Here is a 22,764-nt window from a genome sequence, read left to right as displayed (position 1 = left end):
TTAATGGTAGTTTGAATATTTTACGTAAAGTAGTCCCGACAGCATTTAGTCTAGGGATAGAGGGCGTTGTAGTTCGCCCTGTCGGGCTTATTCCCGACAAACGAAAGGCATGAGATATTTGTCTATGTTTTTTGGAACTATGTGTAGATGCAGAAATAACTATCTTGAGGAAAAAATATATATGACAAACTACCAAGAAACCCTCATCAGTGATGAACTCAACCCAGAGACGGTGACTATTAACCACATAGAAGTCATTGAAAATGTCATTGAATCTCTAGAACAAGATGATAGCGCTATGGTTAGTCACCCGTCAGGAGGAGGTTATCTCTGGAAATTTAGGTACGGGACTGTGGACGTATTTGTCCAATTGAATGGACAAAACGACGATGATACTATCACGGTTTGGTCGGCGGTGCTTAAGTTACCTGCTCGGGATGAGGCTAAGTTAATGCGTCATCTTTTGGAAATGAACTGCTCTAGCACTTTAGAAGCCCGTTTTGGTATTGTTGAAAGTCAGGTAGTGGTGATATCAACACGCACTCTGGAAGATTTATCTCCTGCGGAGGTCTCACGGTTGATTACCATTGTGGCAACTATTGCTGATGAGAATGATGAAGTTTTGCAATCTGAGTATGGTTCTGCCTAGGATTGTCTGTTATAGCAGCTTACTTATGTAAGGCGGGTAGTATACCCACTCCACAGGATTTACCCAGGATTTTTTCGGGTTTTGGCTGCGAGTCCTGGGATTTTCGTGATAAATTGTCTTTTTTGCAACTCTCTAAATATCAGTGTTGAACCCAATTGAAAACTTGCATAGTCCGCAGGTGTGGCGACTAATTCCTTGGTTAGAAGCTGCGGGGGATGTGCAGATGGCTATTGACAGATGGTTGTTAGAACAGCATAAATCTGGAGACCATCCCCCAACTCTGCGATTTTACACCTGGTCGCCACCTGCTATTTCTCTGGGCTATCACCAACGCCAATACCCGGAATTGTGGCAGAATTTGATTTGGCGAGGACAGCAGTTAGACTTGGTGCGCCGTCCTACTGGTGGTAGGGCTGTGTTACATCAAGGTGATTTAACTTATACTGTGGTTACTTCGGGCATTACTGGTAATCGTCTACAGATATATGAGAAAATTTGTGAGTTTTTAATTCAAGGATGGCGATCGCTTGGTGTGGAATTGTCCTATGGTACTGCAGGGCGGGGCTATATCCACAACCCTAACTGTTTTGGTACGGCGACAAGTGCAGATTTACTGTTACCCAATGGTGCTAAACTGATTGGTAGCGCCCAAGTACAAAAAGGTGGGGTAATTCTCCAACATGGTTCAATGCCTTTACACCAGGATGCTCAATTGTTTACTCAGGTGTTTGGTACAGAACCTATCACTACTATAGAACTTCCTGGTAATTTGAGTCTAGATACAATTATCAGCGCCTTGATTACCGCCGCTTGTAATTGTTTTGCTATGGAGATACAAGTACAACCCCTTTCTCTGTCTGAATGGGGGGAAATTACCGCCAAAATTTAAACCCCAAGGCAGAATTTTATTGACTACCAATAAAACTGTGTTTACTATTATAGCATTTACCATGCTCGTGAGGTACAATTTTTTTTAGTTTGAGGGAACACCGGAACACCGGAACAGGGAATAGGGAACAGGGAATAGGGAATTGGTGTGTACTTCATGAGCCTGAAAAAGGCAAGATCATATTTTATCCCGAATCTGCAAGCAATTATTTATCACGAAAATGCCAACTAATATCATCATTCTCGTTGCTGCTGTAATTGTCGCCTTGATTATTTTCCGGGCATTGTTTAAAGTATTAAAAACATTTATTAGTAGTGCGATCGCTGTTTTTGTGATCATCGTGATTTTGAATACCTTTGGTTTTAGTCCCGACGACCTGATACAAGAAATCAACAAGCTTCCAGAACTTCTCAGCAACTTCTTTAATGGGGAAACTTGAAACAATACAGCAGAATTAAGGTAAATCACCTCTAAGAGGATGTTTGCAAAGTCATAATTAGTGTATCTAATATTATTTAACCCCACCCCCTTCCTTACAAGGGTAGGTTTTTAATATGATCTGTGAAGGCAAGACCACCGAAGACAAGGAAGGAAAGTGGACAAGGAAGATTTTATACGGACAATGGTCTTTTAAGGGGCTATTTTTCTTACCAAGAATACAGACTTTGTACTGGTTTTCTCCGGTGGTCACCTTGTCCACCTTGTCCACCAAGTCTTGTCCTTGTCAGGGGAGGGGATTGGATTTGATTGTTTCGGTTCCCCATTCCCCATTCCCCATTCCCCATTCCCTGTTCCCTGTTCCGGTGTTCCCCATTCCCTGTTCCCTAAAATAAAAATTACCTGTTTAATACTTGACAAACAACCTCTAATGTGTAATTGACTTAGCAATTGTTCCTAATTGCAACCCTGGGGGATAGCTACCATCTTCCTTAATACGCTGAACATCCTCATCAGTAAGGCGTAAATTTAATTTTTGCGCCAACTCCCGCACAATATCCCCCCGGTCAATCACACCCGCAACTGTACCAGCTGGCGAAAGCACGGTAATTCGCGGTAAATGCTCATTTTCCAGCTTGTTAATCACCTCAGCGAAAGAAGTCGATTCAGCTACGCAGGGGATTTCTGCTAAGGGATGCACTATAGTTTGTAGAGTGCGGTTTTCCCATTCACCTCTTTCTACCAGGCGTAAATCATCAATACTAACCATACCCTGATAACGCCCATCAGCTACAGCAAAGTAGATATTGGCGGCGTTAGTATCCAATAGGTAAGAATCAGCAAAATTACGTAAACTTTGACCCGCATCAACTACGCGGAAATCACGAGTCATCGCATCCCTGGCTAATAACTTCAGCAAAGTTTCTTGTAAGGTAGTTACACGGTCATAGCTGTTAGCATTACGCACAGCAAACCAACCAATTAAAGCAATCCATAAGCCAGTAATTAACTCGCTAGTCAAAAAGTCTACAACAAATCCCAAGGCGATCGCACTGTAACCTAAAATTTGCCCAGCCCTCGCAGCCCAGTGTACAGCTTGAAAGCGGTCTCCTGTCATTTGCCACACCGCAGCCTTCAATACTTGTCCGCCATCTAGAGGTAAACCGGGAATGAGGTTAAACAGGGCGACAACTAAATTAATTCTTGCCAAATCTGTAACCATAGCCGACACAGGGCTAGTTGCCGGTGTAATGTTAGTGGTTATACTAAACAGCAAAAATAGGGCAATACTTACCAAAGGCCCAGCGATGGCGACTTGAAACGCCTTAGCGGGGGTTTTTGATTCCTCTTCTATAGCCGCAATACCACCAAAGAGAAATAGAGTAATAGAATTAACTTTAATGCCTTGCGATCGCGCTGCCAAGCTGTGACCCAACTCATGTAATAATACTGAAGTAAACAGCAGTAGCGCCATGACTATCCCCGCACTCCAAGCGATGGTAGTACCCCATTGCTGGTAAGCCATACTAAAGTTAAGGGTAGCTAACCCTAAAACTATAAACCATAGTGGATCTAAAAATAGTGGGATGCCAAATAAAGAGCCAATTTTCCAACTTTGCATGATCTTGTCCTAGTTGAGTGTTCACTGATAACTGTCAACCGCCAGCAGTTAACCGTCAACATATTTGTGTGTGTGATGAGGGACAACCAGATACCTTACTTCTAGGTTGACATATAACTAACCCCCAGTACAAATGACTGAGGGTGGGGATTTCCGTCGTGTGATATCCGATTGACCTAGATTCCCAATACTTGGGGCTAATGTAGACAGAAACAAAATTAAATAATACCCAGATTAGTCAGTCCCAAAACCGCACCCACACCAATGATATGACCAGCACTCATAGCCGCCAAGAAGCAGCCAATACTAGGATTATTGAACAGTCCCGACAAAGGTAAAGGCATTTTATTACCCACCTGTGGGTAACTAATAGTGCGGGGAATAATTAAAAGACATAACAGACAACTGCCAATAATAATAGCAGTAGCAATCCAATTCGATGTAGTACCAGTGTTGGGAACCGTCACTTGAACTGTTAATAAGATTGATGAGATCATAGTTCTTTGTCAGGGATAAACAAGCTAATGTAGCTATACTGCTCCTGAAAAAGTTTCTCCATCCTCCCTCAAAGGTTAGGTTAGTATTTATAGCCTTTTTCAGGCTCATGAAGTACACACCAATTCCCTGTTCCCTGTTCCGGTGTTCCCTGTTCCCTCAAACTAAAAAAATTGTACCTCACGAGCATGGGAAATGCTATATCTTGTAGATAAAATTCATATGCGGGTAAAAATTTGCGGTATTACTCAACCACAACAGTCTGTAGCGATCGCTTCCCTAGGTGCAACCGCACTAGGATTTATATGTGTACCCACATCGCCCCGCTATGTTACCCCAGAGCAAATTCAGGCGGCGGTGGCGCAATTACCGGCAAATATTGACAAAATCGGGGTTTTTGCCAAGGCTAGCATTCCTGAAATTATCCAGATAGTCAAGAGTGCTGGATTGACTGGTGTACAGTTACACGCGGACGAAACCCCGGAGTTTTGCTGTATTTTACGTCAAAGTCTGCCCAATATCGAAATCATCAAAGCCTTTAGAATTCGCAGTTTAGAGAACCTCATGGCAACAGCCAACTATACAGACCATATAGACACAATACTACTAGATGCCTATCATCCCCAACAATTAGGAGGTACTGGACAAACTTTAGACTGGGAAATGTTAGAGAAATTTAGACCTAATTGTCCTTGGTTATTAGCTGGGGGACTAACCCCAGATAATATAGTAGCTGCATTAAGTCAAGTCAAACCCGATGGGATAGATTTATCTAGCGGTGTAGAAATTAAACCAGGAGATAAAGATTTAAACAAAGTGGCGCTGCTGTTTGAGATATTAGGGAGACCATTTTGATCACCCACCTGAGTTAAATAAATACCCAGTACTCAAGATTTTAGAGTTTAAAGAGCGCCAGCACTGGGCATGAGGGTTAATTCATCAATGACAGCTTGCTGTGGTAGTAAGGCTGTGTAGAGAATTGACTGAGCAACGATTTCTGGCGTTAACATTTTTGAACGGTCAAAATCCGACTGTACGGTGTCTGTATCCCACAATTCCGTATTCACAGCACCAGGGCAAATTGCAGTGACCCGAATCCCATGGCTGCGTTCTTCTTGTGCTAGGGTTTGACTCAAGGCCAGTAAGCCCGCTTTACTGACGCTATAAGCTCCCCAACCCGGAAAAGCTTGCTTTCCGGCAATGGAGGCGACGTTAATAATCATACCTTGTTTTGCTTGTCTCATTCCCGGCAAGATAGCCATACAGCATTCAAATACGCTGGTGAGGTTCAAGTTAATGACTTGCTGCCAATCTTTTAGGGGGGTTTCACTTAAGTTTGCTGTGTATGCTATACCGGCATTGTTGACTAAGATATCTATGCCGCCAAAATCAAGGGCGATGTCTTGAATTGCTGCTTTTACTTGAGAGACATTAGCCAAATCCACAGGGTAAGCCTTGGCTGCTACTCCTGTATCCCTAGCTGCTGCGGCTACTATCTCCAACTTGTCTAAAGAACGGCTGACTAAAGCGACATCAATTCCCGCTTTGGCAAAGGCTAATGCCGTTGCTTTGCCAATTCCACTACTAGCCCCAGTAATTAGGGCGCGTCGTTTTTCCCAACTCATGCTTTCTCCAAATTTTTGCGCAACTAATTATGGAAATTTTGGGGCTTGTTAAAGTAATTTTCAGCAAGCAATTTTTAGTAAATGATCAGTGATTACTAAAGAACAGACAAACCACCCGCTAAATCCAGTTGATTTGCTAAAAATACAAAAAACCTATGGCTGTTGAAATTTTTAACCATCTTTGGGTAGCCATAGGTATTATAGCATTGCCGATGAGCAATGGGGTGATTTTCTGGTGGTATCAGTGGATAGATTCAGTAAAAACACCAATTTTGCGAAATTTTTCATAGCGCAGTTGCCGGCGCTCTTGAGATGTTAAGCGGTTGAGTTCTTCCAAGTTGTCTAATAAGCTTTGCTTAAGAGTTCTGGCCGCTTCTAGGGGATCGGAATGAGCGCCACCAATGGGTTCAGGTAATATCTCGTCAATGATACCCAAGTTTTTTAGGTCGTGGGAAATGATTTTTAAAGCCACAGCTGCTTGGGGGGATTTGCTGGCATCTTTCCACAAAATCGCCGCGCAGGCTTCCGGGGTGGCAACGGTATAAACGGCGTGTTCAAACATCATCAGGCGATCGCCCACACCAATACCTAAAGCGCCACCAGATCCACCTTCGCCGATGACTGTGCAGATAATGGGCACATCAAAACAAAACATTTCCCGTAAATTATAGGCGATGGCTTCTCCTTGACCTTGATGTTCAGCTTCTATACCCGCCCAAGCCCCTGGGGTGTCGATGAAAGTTATAATCGGCATCCCAAACTTGTGAGCGTGTTCCATCAAGCGCAGGGCTTTCCGGTAACCACCGGGGGAAGCCATACCGAAATTCCGGGCGACATTATCCTTGGTGTCGCGGCCTTTTTGATGACCTAACATCACCACTGGCTGCCCGCCCAAACGACCTACACCACCAACTAAAGCCGGATCGTCGCCACCGCAGCGATCGCCGTGTAACTCCATCCACTCATCACTGATGGACTGGATATAGTCAAGTGTACTAGGGCGACGAGGATGACGAGCAACTTGCAGACGTTGGGAAGGCGATAAATTACTAAAAATTTCTTCCCGTAGTTGCATAGCCCGTGTTTCTAATTTGCGAATTTCACCAGAAACATCAACGCCATTTTCTGCTGCCAGTTGCCGAATCTGATCAATTCGGTTTGCCAGTTCTGCTAGTGGCTTTTCAAAATCTAACAGTAGTGGTTTGCGCTCGGTAGTTGGCATCTTACAAATTCAGAGTTTTGAGTGTTAATTTTCCCCGTCCTTCAGGGCGGGGCATAGGGTGGGGATGTTGGGGCTGACTATAGGCATTTCCAGTCACTAGTTAAGCACTAATGACTCAACTAGCAGTGGTCTAAACCCGTGTTTTATAGATGCTTGACCAATCTGCTCCATTTTGTCTACGGTAATCTGATTGCGCCCCCAAGAAAAGTTCGTGTACAACTTCTCAAATTCAAGCAGCATTGATTCAGCAAAGCAAGCGAACAACTGGCGTGTGGGAACATCCATATTGACTATTTTCATAATTTTCCAGTCAATATCGAGAGAATGTTCCACGATGCCACCGTTTAGCACATGAACCCCACTCTGCTGAATTTTAGTAGCTAAATTTTTCGGATAGCCACCGTCAATCAGCAAACAAGGCTGCTTCAAGACTTGAAAATCAATTTCCAGACCTTTGGGCATACTGGCGACCCAAACGACGATATCAGCTTGGGGGAGTGCTTCATCTAAACCCATAATTTTCCCCCTTCCCAATTCGGCTTGTAACTCTGTTAGACGTTCATGGTTACGGGCGATGAGCAAAAGTTCTTTGACATCTGTTCTGATATTAAGCCAGCGTGTCACTGCACTGCCAATATCTCCAGTAGCGCCACATATAGCAACAGTCGCTTTCGACAAATCAATTCCTATTTGTTTTGACGCTTGTTCCACCTGGCGACAAATGACGTAGGCTGTGTGAGTATTCCCGGTGGTGAAGCGTTCAAACTCTAGTTTGATGTTGCGGACTTGCCTAAATTGCTCCAATTTAAAGTTTTCAAAAATAATTGAGGAAAATCCCCCCAAGGCAGTAATATTTATGCCATGCTTTTGAGCATGAGCCATGGCGTTGAGAATTTTGCGTGTTGCTGCCTTTATGCGCCGATTGGCTAGCATTTCCGGCAAAAAACAAGATTCTACATACCGTCCTTGGATTGTCTGCCCAGTTACACTGGTAACCGTGATTTCATCGACAATTTGGGGCGGGGCGCTGCACCAAAAATCTAACCCTTGATCGGCATATTCTGGGTAACCCAATTCTTGGGCTACCGCTTGGGCGTGTTCTAAACTAGTCAAATGTCCAATTAGACCAAACATGTATTGATGTATTAGGCGTATGCTTTGTCGAAAGCGTTGAATAAGTGGGGAAGAACTAAATACCAAGCAATTAGTAATATTGCCTTTTTCTTTTTTGCTTCGGAAACCCTAGGCCAACGGAAATACCGGGGAAAAGTAATTCTTCATTAAGAAAATCTTAATGTATTCTGGTTTCTTGATATCACTTTCACAAGGATGACACAAAGCGTAAGATGCATCACGGATAAAACTAGGCAGTGCTAAATTCCGGTAAGTATTTTAAATTCCGTATTTTGCCTGCCCCTAGGCACTTATTAAGCGGCTGTGAGTCCATAGGCAGACATCCGCATAATGTCCCTCGTCGTGAATCCAATGTTACTCAATGCTTCACCGTATTGAATCATGAAGTCTTCTACTAAAGCTTCTTTTTCCATGGCCAAGACGTGGGCATCATCTTCTACCTGGTTGAGCATTTTCCAAACAATGGGTAGGTTTTGGCGGTTGGCTGCTTCTAATTCAGCTTTCGATTCTGTAAAGTTTTCTTTCAACCACACCTCTCCAAAGTTGAGGTGACTATACTCATCTTTGACTACTCCCTCAGTGATTTTACGGGCAAAGTCATCGGCAACGGGAATGTAAATGTTATATGCTGCGATCGCAAAGCATTCAATAATCAAAGACTGAATCAGCAAGCAAGTCACCACTTTACCCTCAGCTGCGGCTGTTTGGAAATTGGCGTGGAGTTGAGCGAAGAACTCCTGAGCAAACTCCATATTTGGTGTAACTTTTAGATTACGCCCACAAGCCTCAAAACCCTTTTTGTGGCGATTTTCCATTTTAGATAAACGAATGAGTTCATCTTTACAGTCTGGGAGCATTTGAGCCAATGTGATGTAATTTTCATAAGCTTCTTGTTCCCCCTCAATGACAATAGCATTGATGCGACTGTAAGCATCTTTGTATTCTTCACTGTGGAAATCAATTTCTAACTCGGCTGTAAGTTGTTGCATGGTGTGTTTACTCCGGTAAACTTGAATCATTTGATACAAAAATTTGATTGTCCCTGATAGATTTAGGGTAATCATCACTATGGTTTAATTTAACTTAACAAGTCACTATGTTATAGATTAACTCTTGCTGGGGACGATGCTCTAGTAGTAGAAAACAAAGCTTGGATGCACAACTCATGCCTAAACCTTGGAATCTAAAATCTGGCAATTTTTTGCGCCTAGGAGTGCTGCTATTGGGGGCATTTATTGTCCTATTCCCCTTGCTAGTGGTCTTCCTCACCTCTTTTGCACCTCCGGGAGCTACTGTAGAAATTTCAGCCAAAACTAACTGGTCTTTAGCTAATTACCGCGATGCCTGGCAGCGGGGTCAATTTTTACTAGCGTTTGCTAATTCTACCTTAGTGGCGATCGCTGTGACAGCCTTTCAAATGGTCACTTCTGCCTTAGCGGGTTACGCCTTGGCCAGATTGAAATTTCGTGGTAAACAAGCGCTGTTAGTGGTTGTTTTGGCCACTTTAGTAATTCCCTTCCAATTACTGGTGATTCCCATCTTCTTAGTTTTAAAGTGGGGACACCTGATTAATACTTATGGGGCGCTGATTTTACCAACTGCTGTCAATGGCTTTGGGATTTTCCTATTACGTCAGTATTTCCAAACAATTCCCGTAGAGTTGGAAGAAGCAGCAAGCATAGACGGAGCGAACCGACTGCAAATTTTATGGCGAGTCATGTTACCTTTAGCCCGTCCAGCCTTAGTCACACTGTTTCTGTTTACCTTTATTGCCGAATGGAACGATTTGTTTAAACCGTTGGTATTTACAACCAGACCGGAATTGAGAACAGTGCAATTAGCCTTAGCAGAGTTTCAAGAACAATTCACAAATAATTGGCCTTTGATGATGGCGGCGGTGACTATAGCCACCGTACCGGTAATAGTCTTATTCCTCATCGGCCAGCGTCAGTTTATTCGTGGTATAGCCGCCACAGGGATTAAGAATTGAGTATGGGCTAATTCGTTTCCTGGATTTGTACGCGGATGGTGTGTTGAGTAGCACCACTGAGCTGTAGTTCCATGACTTCACCACCCAGAGGTTCGATGCAAGTCAGGAGCGATCGCAACTGGGGTGTACTAGCACCAGTATCTACATAGAGCCGGTCTGCTAAGTTAGCGATGCGCTTCCAATTCATGTACAACTTGGCAATTGTTTGTTCTATTTGTGATGCTTGATTAACCAAGTCCGCAGCTAGACTCAAACAGCCGATTCTTTGGGCTTCTTCCAGGGCGGTTTCAATGTCAATATCTGCCTGGGTAAGTGCTTGGACTTGGGCGGCTCCCTTGAGATATTTAGCCAGGTGACGGGCTTCTGAAGTTACCTGCTTGAGAGTATCGACATCTGGGTTAGTCGCAATTTCTGCTTGAATCACCCGTTGGTGTGATTCTGGTAGTTTTTCCATTTCCTTCACCAGGGGGGCAATGTAGCGGGCGGGAAGGGAGTTTTCCGCGGCTTTTACCTTCACTGGTTCTGGTAGTAATTCTGAAGACATGGCGGTCCATTCATCGGTGAGTTGGCGCACTTCTCGCCTGGTGATCTGGTCACCTTTTTGCGCCGCTTCACTTACCATCTGCTGAACTTCTGGGACAGCCTTAGAGGTTTCGATAAATGCCCTTTTGCTAAAGTTATTCACCGATTTAGGGTCTAATTTTCCTTCTTCGAGGAGAGTATCAGCACTGTTAGCCAGCTGAATCCAGGCGTATGCTTGACTTTTGCTAATTTCCCGTTCTTTGAGCCATTTGAGAAATCCCGTACCCCGTCCGTCGCCTCCTCTTTTCTCTCGATCGCGGATAGCCCTTAAAATTCGCCCCCGCCAGATTTCTGTTTGCAGGTCAAAGCGATCGCATACCTGCCAAGCTACATCTAGCTGTTGTTGAAATTCTGAGTCTAATATTTCTTCATCTTCTGGGTCTGGTAGTTCAAAGCTGAGGTCGGCTGGTTGTTGCAAAGCCGCTGCTAGGTCGTCGATATATTCGGTATTTTGCACAGTTGATAGGTAACTAGTGGATGCGATAGCGAAGCGCTGCTGCAAGCATATCGGCTTAATTATTACACACTTTTTGAAACTCCCCACAATACCTTGAATACACAAGGGCACTGAGGAAGTTTACCCACGCTACTCACTCAGGACGGGGAGGAGCGGGGAACAATGTTCATTCAAACTAGACTGGATTACCAGATTTAGCGGTAATTTTCTGCAATAGATGACTAATTTTTTCAGCCCTTTGGGGTTGACGCTGTTTTTGCAATAAGGCTTGTGCTTGTTGTAAATTGATTGTGGCTGACTCTAGCTGATTTGCATCCATGAAAACATTTGCTAAACGCAAATAGGCATCTGGATTTTTAGGACTGCGGCGAATCACTTCTTGATATAATTCTGTTGCTTGTTTGACATTGCCTTGCTCCTTGAAAATATCTCCCAAGAGTAAGCGCACGACATCATTAGTGGAGTTGAGAGAAATTACCCGCACAAAAGCTGCTTTTGCACCCTCATAGTCTTTTTGTTGATAAAGATTTACCCCTTTTTGGAAAGCGTTGGAGGTAATTAAGGTTTTCCAAGAGAAATAACCCAGAATGAGGATAGCGACAATAACTGAGGTTACGGCCAGAATATCAGGTATTTTTAAAGTTTCTAGCATAATTTTACCCTAAAAGACAGGCAAGAGGGAACATGATATATTCGAGGTAAAAAAGTTTCCAGATAAATTGGTAGAATTGCGCGATCGCAGTTTTGTCTTGTAAGTCTACGGCTAAACTTCGCATCCACATCCCCGCCAGGACTACTAGATGACTAACCACCAAAAATACTGGGTTAATGGCGGTAAAACCCATTACACCAACTAGAGTGACACCCAAATAGCAAAAAGTTAGCACCCATAGGGCCAAATTAAATACTGCTTGTGGGCCGAGTGCGATGGTGAAAGTATTGATATTGTAAAGGCGATCGCCTTCTATATCAGGGATATCTTTAAAGATAGCGATGGCAAAGGTAAACACCAAGATAAAGATTGTCAGCACCCAAACCGCCAAGGGAATTCCTGGTTTTTGTTCTAATGCTGCATTAAAATGCAAAAATAGCCCCAAATTCACAATAGTTCCCCGCACTGAAAAAATACACAGTGCGGCCCAGAAGGGAAATCGCTTTAGGCGAATGGGTGGTAAAGAATAAGCCGTACCAATTACCAAACTCACAGCCACCATCCCCAAGAGAAAAGGCCCAGTTAGCCCAGCTACAACTAGGGCTAAAATACCCATAACTATGACAATTAACTGACCTTGCTGGCGAGAAAATTCCCCGGATGCTAGGGGTAAATGAGGTTTATTAATCTTGTCAATTTCCACATCTTGGAGTTGATTCAAACCCACAATATAAACATTGCCACATAAACAGGCAATCCACGCACCCAGAACAGAAATGAGTTGCACAAGGGAAAAACCCACAGAGGAGATAGCAACCGCAATCAAATACAAGCCCCACACACTCAAACTTGTACCAATAATTGTGTGTGGGCGGGAAAACTTCCAAAAGGCATAAGCCCAGTTCTTGGAAAAATTAGCAGCATTGGGAGAAATTTGACTCATGAAAGTTATAGATAAAGGAATGGTAAATGAGAATTTTCCCCCTACTTGTTACCGGATAACAACCCAAAGCGAATCAAGCCACGCTGATAACCATCACGCATTAATCCCAGTGATAATGCGCCTTGAATAGTTGTCCAACCAGAAGTAAGTAAGCCAAAAATCGCCTGGGGGGTGAAGGCCGAATCAATGACAATATTCCAAAATGGAGCCACGGCTGTTGACCAATCAGCAGTGCGAAGATGGTTTAATGGTAGTTGACGGGCGATCGCCTCATATTCCGGTAAGGAAATCACGTAAGGTAGACAATAGACGCGATAAATATCTTGTAAATGCTTTTGTTCATCTGCTGTCAATGGTGCATTCTGGGTGGGACGATGACACCAGGTGACTAGAATCAGCTTACCACCTGGTTTCAAGACTCGATAGCACTCTTGCAAAAACTTAGTTTTATCCGGCATATGTTCGCCACTTTCTAGTGACCATACTAAGTCAAAGGAATCATCAGGAAAAGGCATTGCTTGCGCGTCTGCGACTTGAAATTGAGTCCTACCACTCAAACCGGCATCTTGGGCGCGTTCCTTGGCTCTAGCGGCTTGTACGGGACTCAAAGTAATTCCTGTGGCTTGGGCATTAAACTTACCTGCCAAGTAAAGAGAACTACCGCCAATACCACAACCCACATCGAGAATATTTTCTGCGGTCTGCACCCCAGACCAGTTGAGGACTTCTTCGATTAAATCAATTTGAGCCTGTCGGCGGTTTTTCTGTTGTTCCTGACCATCTACACCGTAGTAGCCATGGTGCATATGTTCGCCCCAAATCTGTTCCCACAGACCAGAGGAAGCATCATAAAATTGCTGTATTTTTTGGTAAAGAGTTTCACTCATGATGAAAGCAGTGTTAAAACAATGCCGAATTTAAATAAACATACTCGTAGGCTACCATGTGTGTTTTTATTTGAATAATAGTGTTTTTTCTTCCAGGGCTGTTAACAGAGTCTATGGTTTCTAGAAGAATTTGTAAGTATTTATCTGTTTATGACCGTTTCTCGCACAGTTTGCTTGGGATTTTTAGCTGTCATCACCGTGGGGACTATCCTGCTGATGATGCCTTTTTCTACTAGCAGTGGTAGTTGGAATGACCCGATTGTGGCGCTATTTACTGCCACTTCCGCCGTTTGCGTCACTGGCTTGGCTGTAGTTGATACTGGTACAGATTTTTCTTTTTGGGGTCAGTTGTGTATTCTGCTGTTGGCTCAAATTGGTGGGTTGGGGTATATGACAACCACCACCTTTCTAATTATGCTGGTGGGGCGGAAATTTAACCTGCGGCAAAAAATCGCCATCCAACGAACTTTAGACCGACCGGGAATGAGTGGTAGCGCCCAAGTTATCCGGTCAATTATTGCCACAACTATGATTTTTGAAATTACAGGTATTTTCTTACTTGTACCGGCGTTTGTTCCTGATTATGGCTGGGGTACAGGAATTTGGCTGGCTATTTTTCATAGTATTTCGGCTTGGAATAATGCCGGTTTTAGTTTATTCCCAGACAGCTTAATGGGATATCAGTCATCTTTCTTGGTAGTGTTTACAATTACAATGTTGATAATTTTTGGCGGTATTGGTTATCAGGTCATCTTAGAAATGTATCTTTGGTTACGCGATCGCCTGCTGAGGAAACCGCAAAGTCTAGTATTTTCTCTAGATTTTAAAGTAGCAGCTAGTACAACAATATTATTGCTATGTCTAGGAACAATGGCGTTTTTTGCCATAGAAATAAAAAATACAGCAACATTAGGTTTAGTTAATTTACCGGGGCAGTTACTATCAGCTTGGTTCCAATCTGTCACTACCAGAACGGCTGGTTTTAATACCATTGATATCGGTAAAATGACATCGGCTGGTCTGTTTATTACCATTGCCTTTATGTTTATTGGTGCTAGTCCTGGCGGGACGGGAGGAGGTATTAAAACTACAACCTTAAGGGTGCTCACCAGCTGTACTAAATCAATTCTCCAAGGCAAGGAAGAGGTTTTATTATATGAACGTAAAATAGCAATATCTTTAATTTTAAAAGCCGTTGGTGTTTTAGTTGGTTCTGTAGGTATGCTTGTGTTATCAACTACTTTAATTTCTTTGACAGATCCAACATTGAGTTTTATTGAACTTTTGTTTGAGGTTGTATCAGCCTTTGCTACTGTGGGTCTGTCTACGGGTATCACTAGTAGCGTCTCAGTACCAGCCAAGCTGATTTTAATCGTCACAATGTATGTGGGACGAGTGGGTGTTTTACTGTTGATGGCTGCTATGTTGGGAGACCCCCGCCCCAGTAGGGTACACTATCCTGAAGAAAATTTACTGGTAGGATAAGGGGAAGCGATGGCAGCAACTTCACCTGATAAAATATGAATGAGTAGGCAAAAAAGTAAAACTTTTCACTAATTTTACTGTGCCTATTCTTACCCTGTTGTCGGGGCGTAAAAATAAGGATAACAAATGTGAATCTGTCATCTATAGGCTTTTTTCGCAGTTTGCGTCGAGATAACCACCAATTTGCTGTAATTGGGTTAGGTCGTTTTGGTAGGTCTGTATGTTCAACATTACATAAGTTGGGTTACCAAGTACTAGCAACAGATGTTGACGAAAAGCTAGTATCAGAAGCATTACATGAGGAGATAGTTGGTCATGCTTTACAGCTAGACTCAACGGAACCCGCAGCACTCAAAGAGGCGGGGATGTTTGAGTTTGATACAGTAATCATAGCTATTGGTAACTACATTCAAGAAAGTATTATTACTACCTTGAATGTCAAAGAGGGAGGTGTTCCTCATGTGGTGGCTAAAGCTTCTAGTGAAGTTCACCGTAAGCTGTTAAAACGAGTGGGTGCTGATCATGTAGTTTTCCCGGAATATGAAGCTGGTTGCGCCCTAGCACGCTCACTAACTAAACCATCTATTCTAGACCGATTTGACCTTGACCCAGAGAATAGTATTGTGGAGATGATTGTCCCTGATGAATTTCATGGTAAAACTATCTCTGATCTGCAACTGCGTAACCGTTATGGCTTGAATTTATTAGCCGTGAGTCAGGATGGCAAATTTAAAATCAATCCCGAACCTACTAAGCGATTAGAGCGTGGTACAGCAATGGTAGTAATTGGTCATAACAAAGATATTAATCGCTTGCCAATTTAAATCAGATAAGTTGAACTTGACATCTCCCCTGGTTGAAACACAGGGGATTCTAAACTGATGTTGCTACGCAGGCCTAAGCCATGCTACGCAACGTTTACGATATGATTTACTTAATCTATTAAATAAATCACATTGTTTTGGGAGTGTCAAAGCTCCCCTACCCACCTTGGCTAAGGTTATATTTAGCTGTGTGGCTACTTAGGCAGATCATCTTTTGGGTTTTTCACCATATTTATGGATGATTTCTTATTATAACTGAACAGAAATGCTTTGTCAAAGCTTTTTGTGTTAAGGATACGATAGGATAAATCCTTTTGAGTCACGTTTCATCCCCTCTGTAAAGAGTAGGGGTTCTCCGGCTCCCACTATGTTTTGATAGGAATTACACTTAATATGGGTGTAAAAACCTGTAGATAGAAGTTTGCCTTTTTAGAATGGTTATGGATTTAATACTTGAAGATTTAGCGGCAATTGATAATAAACTTTCCCAACGTTACATTGAGCTTGACCCTAGCGGATATTTCATTATCTATTTAGATCGATCCGCGGGGTTAATTTACGCCAAGCATTTCACAAATGTGATTAACGACCAAGGTTTAGCCGTCGATCCTGAAACCGGGAAGGTCATTCCTGCTAAGGGAAAAGTGGAACGAACTCATACAACGGTTTTTAGTGGGCGGACGGCTAAGGAACTTTGTGTAAATATTTTTGAAGCAACTCACCCCTGTCCAGTGACTAAGTTAGACCATGCGTCTTATTTAGGTCGGGAATTTCTCCGGGCTGAGGTAGCTTTGGTAACAGGGAAAGAGTATCTTCAGGACTAAAGTTAGCCTCCCGATGATGGTTGGTTGACTTGGTAAACAAAGTAAGTAGCCATAGGGATAATGGTAGCAGCAATTAAAAGTCCTACTACCCAAGCAGTGGCGTTACCTTGATCAGTATCTTCGGCTTTGGTAAAGGTACTTTCTACCTGTACGGTTTCCATAACTTGCGGTGGACCGGGATCTGGTTGACCAGAGAGGACGGTAACTAGGCGATCGCTCGCATCTACAAATGCCTGGTTGTATTTGTTACCGTCTCTTAATGGTATAGCTAAAGTTTCTGTAACTACACTTTCGGCAATAGCATCAGTCAATAAAGACTTAACGGACTCACCTGTGAGAATAGCGGTACCATTGGTAACGGTATCTAGTACCAATAATATTTGATTAGCCTGTTCTGCTGGAGTGGGAAACCACTTTTCAAAGAGTGCTTGAGTAAAACTTTCTGGTGTTTCCCCATAATCCAGGCGACGAATGGTGACAAATCGGACTTGGTTACCGGTTTTTTTAGCCAAATCCTCAAAGGCGTTGCTGATTTTACCTTCACTGATGCGACTAATAATCTCACCTTGATCTAAAACCCAGTTATTGGCGGTGAGGTTGGGAATTTGATATACACCTGTAGCCAATACCGGGGTTGCAAATACAGAAGAACCCAGCACGAGCATCAACAAGACGACAATTAGGGGAGCTATATATTTTTTAAGGCTAAATATGGGGTTAAGGAGCTGTTTCATTGGATCCTCTGTTAATGTGTTTAAATACGAAAAGATAGCATTACAGAAGGCTAAAGTCTTTAAATGCGGATTTCATCCCGCCTTCGTGATAACTGATCATGTGGACAATGGTAAACCGGTCAATGTACCAGAACCATTGATCACCTCACCAATTACCACAGCGGAGACATCCTGTGATTGAAAGAAATTAATTGTCTGTTCTGCTTGATGGGGTGGTACTAACAGCACAAAACCAATGCCCATGTTAAAAGTATTGTACATTGCCTCGGCACTAACTGAGCCGACCTGAGCCAGCCATTGGAATATAGGGGGAATAGTCCAACTATCAGATTGAATATGAATACTTTGATTTTTACCTAAACATCTGGGTAAATTCTCTGGTAAGCCTCCACCGGTAATATGGGCCATACCATGAATTTCTAACTCAGCTTTCAGCGCTCCCAGAACAGGCTTAACGTAAATTTGTGTAGGTTTGAGGAAGGCTTCCCCTATGGTTTGGCCACCTAATAACTGTGGGCGTTCATCCCAAGCCAAAGCGTTGGTGTCAACAATTTTGCGGACTAAACTTAAGCCATTACTGTGTACACCAGTACTAGGAAGTGCGATCGCCACATCCCCAACTTTTACTTGGGAACCATCCAACATCTGGCTTTTTTCCACAATTCCCACACAGAACCCCGCCAAGTCGTACTCACCGACTTGGTAAAAACCAGGCATTTCTGCGGTTTCGCCCCCTAATAAAGCGCAACCCGCCAGTTTACACCCAGCGGCGATACCTGCTACCACTTCCGTGAGCTGCTGGGGTTCTAACTTACCTGTAGCCACATAATCCAAAAAAAACAGTGGTTCTGCACCTGATGTCAACACGTCGTTAACACACATAGCCACTAAATCAATGCCCACTGTATCATGGCGGTTGAGAACTTGGGCGATTTTCAACTTTGTACCCACACCATCAGTCCCGGAAACCAAAACTGGTTCTTTAAAACCGCTTGGTAGTTGGAAGCAACCACCAAAACCACCTAAACCGCCGATTACTTCCGGTCTAAAAGTGCTGTGAACTAAATTGCGAATTTGATCTACAAAGGCTCTACCCGCTTCAACATCAACCCCAGCATCCCGGTAATCCATACTCATTAGTCATTAGTCATTAGTCATTAGTCATTAGTCCATAGTTCATAGTCCATAGTCAACTATATTTGAGATTAATGTGCAGCAGACCAAGCCAAACACAAATTACGAAAATCCTCACCCCGTACTTCAAAATTGGGGTATTGGTCAAAACTCGCACAAGCGGGAGATAACAGCACCACGGAGGCTTGATATTGTTGGGCTAATTCTGCTGACCGCGGAACCGCCTTATCCATGGTCTCCACAATTTCGTAATTACTATAACCCACTTCTTGGAGACGTTGAGCAAATGCTGATGCTGCATTCCCAATTAATAAAACCGCCGCAGCTTTGGCTTGAATTTGAGTTAACCAGGCGGTATCATCCCCAGGTTTAGCTTCCCCACCTGCAATTAAAATTGCTGGACTGTTGACAGAAACCAACCCAACTTCAGATGCATCATAATTAGTGGCTTTACTATCATTAATAAAGTCAATACCTTCCCAAGTACAAATATGTTCTAACCGATGGGGAACCCCGGAGAATTGGCGAATAGCAGTATCAATAGTATGGGGTTCAATTCCCGCTAACCTAGCTGCTGCTACCGCCATTAACAGATTTTGGCGGTTATGTTCTCCCACCATTCGCAAAGCAGAGGCTAAGATAACTTTTTTGGGTGTGGGGTTAGGCTCTAATTTTTCCACTACCCAACCATCTTGAATATAAAAGCCTTGTTTTCCCAGTAAAAAATCTTCACCTTTGACACTTGTCCAATAGGCATCAGGCCAATGGCTAATACCCATTTTATTTAAATAGGGGTCGTCACCATTAAATACTTGAAAATGAGAATTAACTAATAACTTAGCTTTAATATTGTAGTAATTTTCTAAAGTTTTGTGGCGCGCCAGATGGTCTGGTGTAAAAGTCGTCCAAATACCTATGCGGGGTGCTAGGGTAAATGAAGACTCTATTTGATAACTGCTAATTTCTGCTATTACCCAGTCAGGTAATTTTTCAGATAAAGCTACTTCACAGGCAGCATAACCAATATTACCACAGGCGGGGGCATTTAGTCCAGCTGCTTGAAATATTGCCGCAATCAAAGCTGTAGTGGTGGTTTTGCCATTAGTACCGGTAATGCCTACCCAGGGGGAAGATTGCAAATGTCGCCAAGCGAGTTCCATTTCACCGATGGTTTCAATACCTAATGCTCGCGCTTCGACTAATACGGGAATATCCCAAGGTACACCGGGACTGACAACAATTAAATCAGATAAATCCGGACTATTTAAATCAAGGGAATACCCTAATTTTACGGTAATTCCCTCGGCTGCAAGTTGTTCTTGTTGTTGGAGGAGGTTGGTAGAGGTGTGACTATCAGTTAACACTACCTCCCAACCTTCCCGTTTTAATAATCTAGCGGTAGCAATACCGGACTTTCCCAACCCAATCACTGAGGCTTTAGGCATAGACTGTAGCGTATTTCCCTGGTTAAGCATTAATTATGGTAACGCTTCTTGGCAACAATTAAACTAATTTTTTGTTGCTTCCGGGGATAGGTTTTGTTAAATTTCTCAGCCTAAATGGGGAAATTTACGCGGCTAAAGATTTTTCACTATGGCACCAAAGTCAGCGAGTACCCGCGCATGGTTCCGCAGTAGTCCTAGGAGGTATAGGCGATTGCGTTTGATGTCGGGATTGGGGTCCATGACTAAAACACTATCTTCACCATCAAAGAATCTGGCCACGGTAGGAGCAATTTTTGCTAGTCCTGTTATTAACAATTGGTAATTGCGGGTTTCCTTTGCCTTTTGAGTTGATGGTACTAATTCTACTAGGGCGTTATGGAATGATTCCTCTGATGACTTTTGGAATAGTTGCGTTTGAATTAAGTTGGTGGGTTCTAACTGCTGTTGGTCTAAGTCGCCTTGGGCTGCTAGTCTGGTGGAACGGTTGACGGTTTCGTATATTTTATCGAGTGTACCATCATTGCGGATTTGTTGCAAATATAAGGCGCGATCGCGCACATCTAGTAAATCCTCTAACGCTCGTTGTGTATATTCTGGGTCATTTTCTCCCAGGACGGCGTTAACTAGGTCATAGTCTATTTGCTTTTCGTCTTGTAGTAAGGTGCGAATGCGTTGTAAGAAAAATTCTGCTAAAGCTGCGGTTAATGTCTGCGGGTCTTTATGGTATTTGGCGGCAAAGTCTGCTGTAATTTGGGTTAATAAATTTGCTAAATTGATGGGCAAATTAGCAAACCAAGTAATATTAATTACTGCATTTGCCGCCCGACGTAAAGCAAAGGGGTCTGAGGAACCGGTGGGAATTAAACCCAACCCAAAGATACTGACTAAGGTATCTAGTCTATCTGCTAAACCGACAATTTGGGATGTGAGGGTTGTGGGTAAACTGTCCCCTGCGCCTGTGGGTAGGTAATGTTGGACAATGGCGTTAGCTACTTCCACATCTTCACCACTAGCTAAGGCGTATTTTTCCCCCATAATTCCTTGGAGTTCTGGGAATTCATACACCATTTGACTAACTAGGTCAGCTTTACATAATAAAGCTGCTCGTTGGATTTTTTGGGTTTGCTGTGCTTCTAGTTGTAATTGGCTGCTGATGTAATTAGCAATTGTGACTATTCTATCTATTTTGGTCCGAATTGAACCTAGTTCTTCCTGAAAAGTGACTGTTTCTAACTGAGGTAAATAGCTTTCTAAGGGTTTTGCTAAATCAGCTTGGTAGAAAAACTTGCCATCTGCTAGCCTAGCACGAATTACCCTCTCATTGCCCACGGCGATCATATCTGATTTATGGGGGTCGCCATTGGCAACGGTGATAAAGTTGGGTAATAGTTCTTTACTTTGAGTATCTGTAAATACGGGGAAGTAACGCTGGTGTGTGACCATAACCTCTGTAATTACCTCTGTGGGTAACTGCAAAAATTCTGGTTCAAACTTACCCACTACGGCGGTTGGGTATTCTACTAGGTTGGTGACTTCTGCTAACAAGTCCGGGTAAAATACGGTAGACCCACCGGCTTTGTGGGCTGCTGCTTCTACTTCGCTGTAAATTATCTTGGCTCGTTCTGTGGGGTCAACAATGACAGCAGCATGGCGTAGGGTGTTGACGTAATCTGTCGCTTGGGGAATGCTTACAGGTTGGGGATGTAAAACACGATGACCCCGGGAAATGCGATCGCTGGTAATTGTCTGGTGACCATTCACCAACTCTATAGGTAAAACTACATCATCTAACAGCGCCACTAGCCAACGAATGGGGCGAGAAAACCGCATATCCCCATCACCCCAGCGCATTAACCGCTTACCTTCTAAACCAGAAATCCACTGGGGAACTAGTTCCGTCAAGATTTCCGCCACGGGACGACCAGCAATGCTTTTCTTAACAAAGACAAAATCCCCCTTGTCTGTGGGACGAATAGAGAAAGCGGCTATATCTACACCTTGCTTTTTGGCAAATCCAGTTGCTGCTGGTGTGGGTTTACCATCCTTAAAAGCAGCTTGGGCGGGGGGTCCTTTGATTTCTTCTTCTCGGTCTGGTTGTTGGGACGGTAGACCTGTAATTAGCACCGCCAACCGCCGGGGAGTACCGTAAACTTCTACAGTGGCGCTGGTGAGACCATAAGCTTCTAAACTTTGGGGAATGCGCGATCGCCATTGTAATATGGCATCACCTAGAAAACTGGCGGGTAATTCTTCTGTACCAACTTCCAATAAAAATACAGCCATAGGAAAATCTTCTAACTGGTGTCAATTCTCCCAGTTTACCCGTGAGTAGCCTAATTTTGCTCACCGAGCAAACACAAAGCCACCAATTCAAGGAACCGGGGGTTAGAAACCCCCGTCTCAAAGCTAAAGTCAGATAAATCTGACTAGAAAATCATCTATTTGATTATCTTTAGCTAGAAGTCGGGGATCTGTGAGAGGGGGTGCAAGATCCCCGACTTCTCTCCCAAATATTCAATAACTCCCTAGGTTATGGAAGAAGTCGGGGATCTGTTGCGTACCTTTGCGTACCTTTGCGCCCACCTTTGCGCCCCTTTGCGTTTAACAACAGATATAATAAATACACCCTATACCCCCAGCACCCATGAAACCCCACCTCGCCATTATTACCTGTATATTACTCCTACCCCTTCCCGTCCTAGGGGAAATCACCCACAGCAAAACCTCAAAACCC

Annotated in this window: 23 protein-coding genes; 9 read left to right on the top strand and 14 right to left on the bottom strand. The window is 43.4% G+C overall.

What is annotated here, in order from left to right; translation table 11 throughout:
* The first annotated feature begins 181 nt into the window (after positions 1-181).
* From PN457_RS04315 to PN457_RS04305, 3 genes are all read left to right on the top strand, one after another.
* Complete coding sequence (locus tag PN457_RS04315) at positions 182-649, top strand: YbjN domain-containing protein (RefSeq protein ID WP_271731542.1); 468 nt, start codon at positions 182-184, stop codon at positions 647-649.
* A gap of 163 nt (positions 650-812) precedes the next feature.
* Positions 813-1,538, top strand: coding sequence for a lipoate--protein ligase family protein (locus PN457_RS04310; protein ID WP_271731548.1), 726 nt, complete (start codon positions 813-815; stop codon positions 1,536-1,538).
* A gap of 220 nt (positions 1,539-1,758) precedes the next feature.
* Positions 1,759-1,977 (top strand): hypothetical protein, encoded by a 219-nt coding sequence (locus PN457_RS04305; protein WP_271731540.1) that lies wholly within the window; start codon positions 1,759-1,761, stop codon positions 1,975-1,977.
* A gap of 426 nt (positions 1,978-2,403) precedes the next feature.
* Here the strand turns inward: PN457_RS04305 and PN457_RS04300 are convergent, their stop codons facing one another.
* Both PN457_RS04300 and psaK read right to left on the bottom strand, forming a co-directional pair.
* Positions 2,404-3,597 carry a site-2 protease family protein gene (locus PN457_RS04300; protein ID WP_417006592.1) on the bottom strand — a complete coding sequence of 398 codons (1,194 nt, stop codon included), beginning with the start codon at positions 3,595-3,597 and terminating at the stop codon, positions 2,404-2,406.
* A gap of 218 nt (positions 3,598-3,815) precedes the next feature.
* Positions 3,816-4,094: a photosystem I reaction center subunit PsaK gene (gene psaK, locus PN457_RS04295; RefSeq protein WP_271731539.1), complete on the bottom strand. Its 279-nt coding sequence runs from the start codon at positions 4,092-4,094 to the stop codon at positions 3,816-3,818.
* 220 nt (positions 4,095-4,314) lie between these two features.
* Here psaK and PN457_RS04290 point away from each other — a divergent pair, with 220 nt between their 5' ends.
* Positions 4,315-4,947 carry a phosphoribosylanthranilate isomerase gene (locus PN457_RS04290; RefSeq protein WP_271731545.1) on the top strand — a complete coding sequence of 211 codons (633 nt, stop codon included), beginning with the start codon at positions 4,315-4,317 and terminating at the stop codon, positions 4,945-4,947.
* A gap of 47 nt (positions 4,948-4,994) precedes the next feature.
* On the opposite strand, the gene PN457_RS04285 is transcribed toward PN457_RS04290, so the two are convergent.
* The 4 genes from PN457_RS04285 to PN457_RS04270 form a co-directional block, all read right to left on the bottom strand.
* Complete coding sequence (locus PN457_RS04285; RefSeq protein WP_271731538.1) at positions 4,995-5,717, bottom strand: SDR family oxidoreductase; 723 nt, start codon at positions 5,715-5,717, stop codon at positions 4,995-4,997.
* Positions 5,718-5,958: 241 nt separating this feature from the next.
* Positions 5,959-6,939 carry an acetyl-CoA carboxylase carboxyltransferase subunit alpha gene (locus PN457_RS04280; RefSeq protein WP_271731537.1) on the bottom strand — a complete coding sequence of 327 codons (981 nt, stop codon included), beginning with the start codon at positions 6,937-6,939 and terminating at the stop codon, positions 5,959-5,961.
* A gap of 96 nt (positions 6,940-7,035) precedes the next feature.
* Entirely contained in the window at positions 7,036-8,073 is a 1,038-nt protein-coding gene (locus PN457_RS04275; protein WP_271731535.1) for a long-chain acyl-[acyl-carrier-protein] reductase, read from the bottom strand.
* 293 nt (positions 8,074-8,366) lie between these two features.
* Positions 8,367-9,062: an aldehyde oxygenase (deformylating) gene (locus tag PN457_RS04270; RefSeq protein WP_271731533.1), complete on the bottom strand. Its 696-nt coding sequence runs from the start codon at positions 9,060-9,062 to the stop codon at positions 8,367-8,369.
* A 176-nt stretch (positions 9,063-9,238) separates the two neighbouring features.
* Between PN457_RS04270 and PN457_RS04265 the strand changes: the two genes are divergently transcribed.
* Complete coding sequence (locus PN457_RS04265; protein WP_271731531.1) at positions 9,239-10,063, top strand: carbohydrate ABC transporter permease; 825 nt, start codon at positions 9,239-9,241, stop codon at positions 10,061-10,063.
* Positions 10,064-10,070: 7 nt separating this feature from the next.
* On the opposite strand, the gene PN457_RS04260 is transcribed toward PN457_RS04265, so the two are convergent.
* The 4 genes from PN457_RS04260 to PN457_RS04245 all read right to left on the bottom strand — a co-directional run bounded on the left by PN457_RS04260 (position 10,071) and on the right by PN457_RS04245 (position 13,584).
* Entirely contained in the window at positions 10,071-11,102 is a 1,032-nt protein-coding gene (locus tag PN457_RS04260) for a hypothetical protein (protein ID WP_271731530.1), read from the bottom strand.
* Between the two features lie 175 nt (positions 11,103-11,277).
* Complete coding sequence (locus PN457_RS04255; RefSeq protein WP_271731529.1) at positions 11,278-11,754, bottom strand: tetratricopeptide repeat protein; 477 nt, start codon at positions 11,752-11,754, stop codon at positions 11,278-11,280.
* A 4-nt stretch (positions 11,755-11,758) separates the two neighbouring features.
* Entirely contained in the window at positions 11,759-12,697 is a 939-nt protein-coding gene (locus tag PN457_RS04250) for a homogentisate phytyltransferase (protein WP_271731527.1), read from the bottom strand.
* Between the two features lie 41 nt (positions 12,698-12,738).
* On the bottom strand, positions 12,739-13,584 hold the full coding sequence (locus tag PN457_RS04245) for a methyltransferase domain-containing protein (RefSeq protein WP_271731526.1): 846 nt from the start codon (positions 13,582-13,584) through the stop codon (positions 12,739-12,741).
* A 150-nt stretch (positions 13,585-13,734) separates the two neighbouring features.
* On the opposite strand from PN457_RS04245, the gene PN457_RS04240 reads away from it, so the two are divergent.
* The 3 genes from PN457_RS04240 (at position 13,735) to PN457_RS04230 (ending at position 16,717) form a co-directional block, all read left to right on the top strand.
* Positions 13,735-15,069 carry a TrkH family potassium uptake protein gene (locus PN457_RS04240; RefSeq protein ID WP_271731525.1) on the top strand — a complete coding sequence of 445 codons (1,335 nt, stop codon included), beginning with the start codon at positions 13,735-13,737 and terminating at the stop codon, positions 15,067-15,069.
* A gap of 128 nt (positions 15,070-15,197) precedes the next feature.
* Positions 15,198-15,893 (top strand): potassium channel family protein, encoded by a 696-nt coding sequence (locus PN457_RS04235; RefSeq protein WP_271731524.1) that lies wholly within the window; start codon positions 15,198-15,200, stop codon positions 15,891-15,893.
* 440 nt (positions 15,894-16,333) lie between these two features.
* Complete coding sequence (locus tag PN457_RS04230; protein ID WP_271731523.1) at positions 16,334-16,717, top strand: DUF4346 domain-containing protein; 384 nt, start codon at positions 16,334-16,336, stop codon at positions 16,715-16,717.
* Between the two features lie 2 nt (positions 16,718-16,719).
* On the opposite strand, the gene psb32 is transcribed toward PN457_RS04230, so the two are convergent.
* The 4 genes from psb32 to glyS all read right to left on the bottom strand — a co-directional run bounded on the left by psb32 (position 16,720) and on the right by glyS (position 22,313).
* Positions 16,720-17,451, bottom strand: coding sequence for a photosystem II repair protein Psb32 (gene psb32, locus PN457_RS04225; RefSeq protein ID WP_271731522.1), 732 nt, complete (start codon positions 17,449-17,451; stop codon positions 16,720-16,722).
* Positions 17,452-17,547: 96 nt separating this feature from the next.
* Positions 17,548-18,582 (bottom strand): phosphoribosylformylglycinamidine cyclo-ligase, encoded by a 1,035-nt coding sequence (gene purM / locus PN457_RS04220; RefSeq protein WP_271731543.1) that lies wholly within the window; start codon positions 18,580-18,582, stop codon positions 17,548-17,550.
* Between the two features lie 74 nt (positions 18,583-18,656).
* Positions 18,657-20,030, bottom strand: a complete 1,374-nt coding sequence (murD, locus tag PN457_RS04215) for a UDP-N-acetylmuramoyl-L-alanine--D-glutamate ligase (protein WP_271731521.1) — start codon at positions 20,028-20,030, stop codon at positions 18,657-18,659.
* 132 nt (positions 20,031-20,162) lie between these two features.
* Complete coding sequence (gene glyS / locus PN457_RS04210; RefSeq protein ID WP_271731520.1) at positions 20,163-22,313, bottom strand: glycine--tRNA ligase subunit beta; 2,151 nt, start codon at positions 22,311-22,313, stop codon at positions 20,163-20,165.
* A 249-nt stretch (positions 22,314-22,562) separates the two neighbouring features.
* Between glyS and PN457_RS04205 the strand changes: the two genes are divergently transcribed.
* Positions 22,563-22,764, top strand: a 202-nt coding sequence (locus PN457_RS04205) for a hypothetical protein (protein ID WP_271731518.1), incomplete at its 3' end; no start/stop codon positions are given.

The organism is Anabaenopsis arnoldii (genome assembly GCF_028331025.1).
In the GTDB taxonomy this organism is placed as follows: Bacteria; Cyanobacteriota; Cyanobacteriia; order Cyanobacteriales; family Nostocaceae; genus Anabaenopsis; species Anabaenopsis arnoldii.
The sequence above is the reverse complement of the archived record's forward strand: the minus strand, read 5'-3'. Positions and strand labels throughout refer to the sequence as shown.

What these genes read in the sequence shown, in the direction of transcription:
- PN457_RS04315 (WP_271731542.1), top strand. Translation starts at nt 182, where the DNA reads ATGACAAACTACCAAGAAACCCTCATCAGTGATGAACTCAACCCAGAG.
- PN457_RS04305 (WP_271731540.1), top strand. Translation starts at nt 1,759, where the DNA reads ATGCCAACTAATATCATCATTCTCGTTGCTGCTGTAATTGTCGCCTTG.
- PN457_RS04300 (WP_417006592.1), bottom strand. Translation starts at nt 3,597, where the DNA reads ATGCAAAGTTGGAAAATTGGCTCTTTATTTGGCATCCCACTATTTTTA.
- psaK (WP_271731539.1), bottom strand. Translation starts at nt 4,094, where the DNA reads ATGATCTCATCAATCTTATTAACAGTTCAAGTGACGGTTCCCAACACT.
- PN457_RS04290 (WP_271731545.1), top strand. Translation starts at nt 4,315, where the DNA reads ATGCGGGTAAAAATTTGCGGTATTACTCAACCACAACAGTCTGTAGCG.
- PN457_RS04285 (WP_271731538.1), bottom strand. Translation starts at nt 5,717, where the DNA reads ATGAGTTGGGAAAAACGACGCGCCCTAATTACTGGGGCTAGTAGTGGA.
- PN457_RS04280 (WP_271731537.1), bottom strand. Translation starts at nt 6,939, where the DNA reads ATGCCAACTACCGAGCGCAAACCACTACTGTTAGATTTTGAAAAGCCA.
- PN457_RS04275 (WP_271731535.1), bottom strand. Translation starts at nt 8,073, where the DNA reads ATGTTTGGTCTAATTGGACATTTGACTAGTTTAGAACACGCCCAAGCG.
- PN457_RS04270 (WP_271731533.1), bottom strand. Translation starts at nt 9,062, where the DNA reads ATGCAACAACTTACAGCCGAGTTAGAAATTGATTTCCACAGTGAAGAA.
- PN457_RS04265 (WP_271731531.1), top strand. Translation starts at nt 9,239, where the DNA reads ATGCCTAAACCTTGGAATCTAAAATCTGGCAATTTTTTGCGCCTAGGA.
- PN457_RS04255 (WP_271731529.1), bottom strand. Translation starts at nt 11,754, where the DNA reads ATGCTAGAAACTTTAAAAATACCTGATATTCTGGCCGTAACCTCAGTT.
- PN457_RS04250 (WP_271731527.1), bottom strand. Translation starts at nt 12,697, where the DNA reads ATGAGTCAAATTTCTCCCAATGCTGCTAATTTTTCCAAGAACTGGGCT.
- PN457_RS04245 (WP_271731526.1), bottom strand. Translation starts at nt 13,584, where the DNA reads ATGAGTGAAACTCTTTACCAAAAAATACAGCAATTTTATGATGCTTCC.
- PN457_RS04240 (WP_271731525.1), top strand. Translation starts at nt 13,735, where the DNA reads ATGACCGTTTCTCGCACAGTTTGCTTGGGATTTTTAGCTGTCATCACC.
- PN457_RS04230 (WP_271731523.1), top strand. Translation starts at nt 16,334, where the DNA reads ATGGATTTAATACTTGAAGATTTAGCGGCAATTGATAATAAACTTTCC.
- psb32 (WP_271731522.1), bottom strand. Translation starts at nt 17,451, where the DNA reads ATGAAACAGCTCCTTAACCCCATATTTAGCCTTAAAAAATATATAGCT.
- purM (WP_271731543.1), bottom strand. Translation starts at nt 18,582, where the DNA reads ATGGATTACCGGGATGCTGGGGTTGATGTTGAAGCGGGTAGAGCCTTT.
- murD (WP_271731521.1), bottom strand. Translation starts at nt 20,030, where the DNA reads ATGCCTAAAGCCTCAGTGATTGGGTTGGGAAAGTCCGGTATTGCTACC.
- glyS (WP_271731520.1), bottom strand. Translation starts at nt 22,313, where the DNA reads ATGGCTGTATTTTTATTGGAAGTTGGTACAGAAGAATTACCCGCCAGT.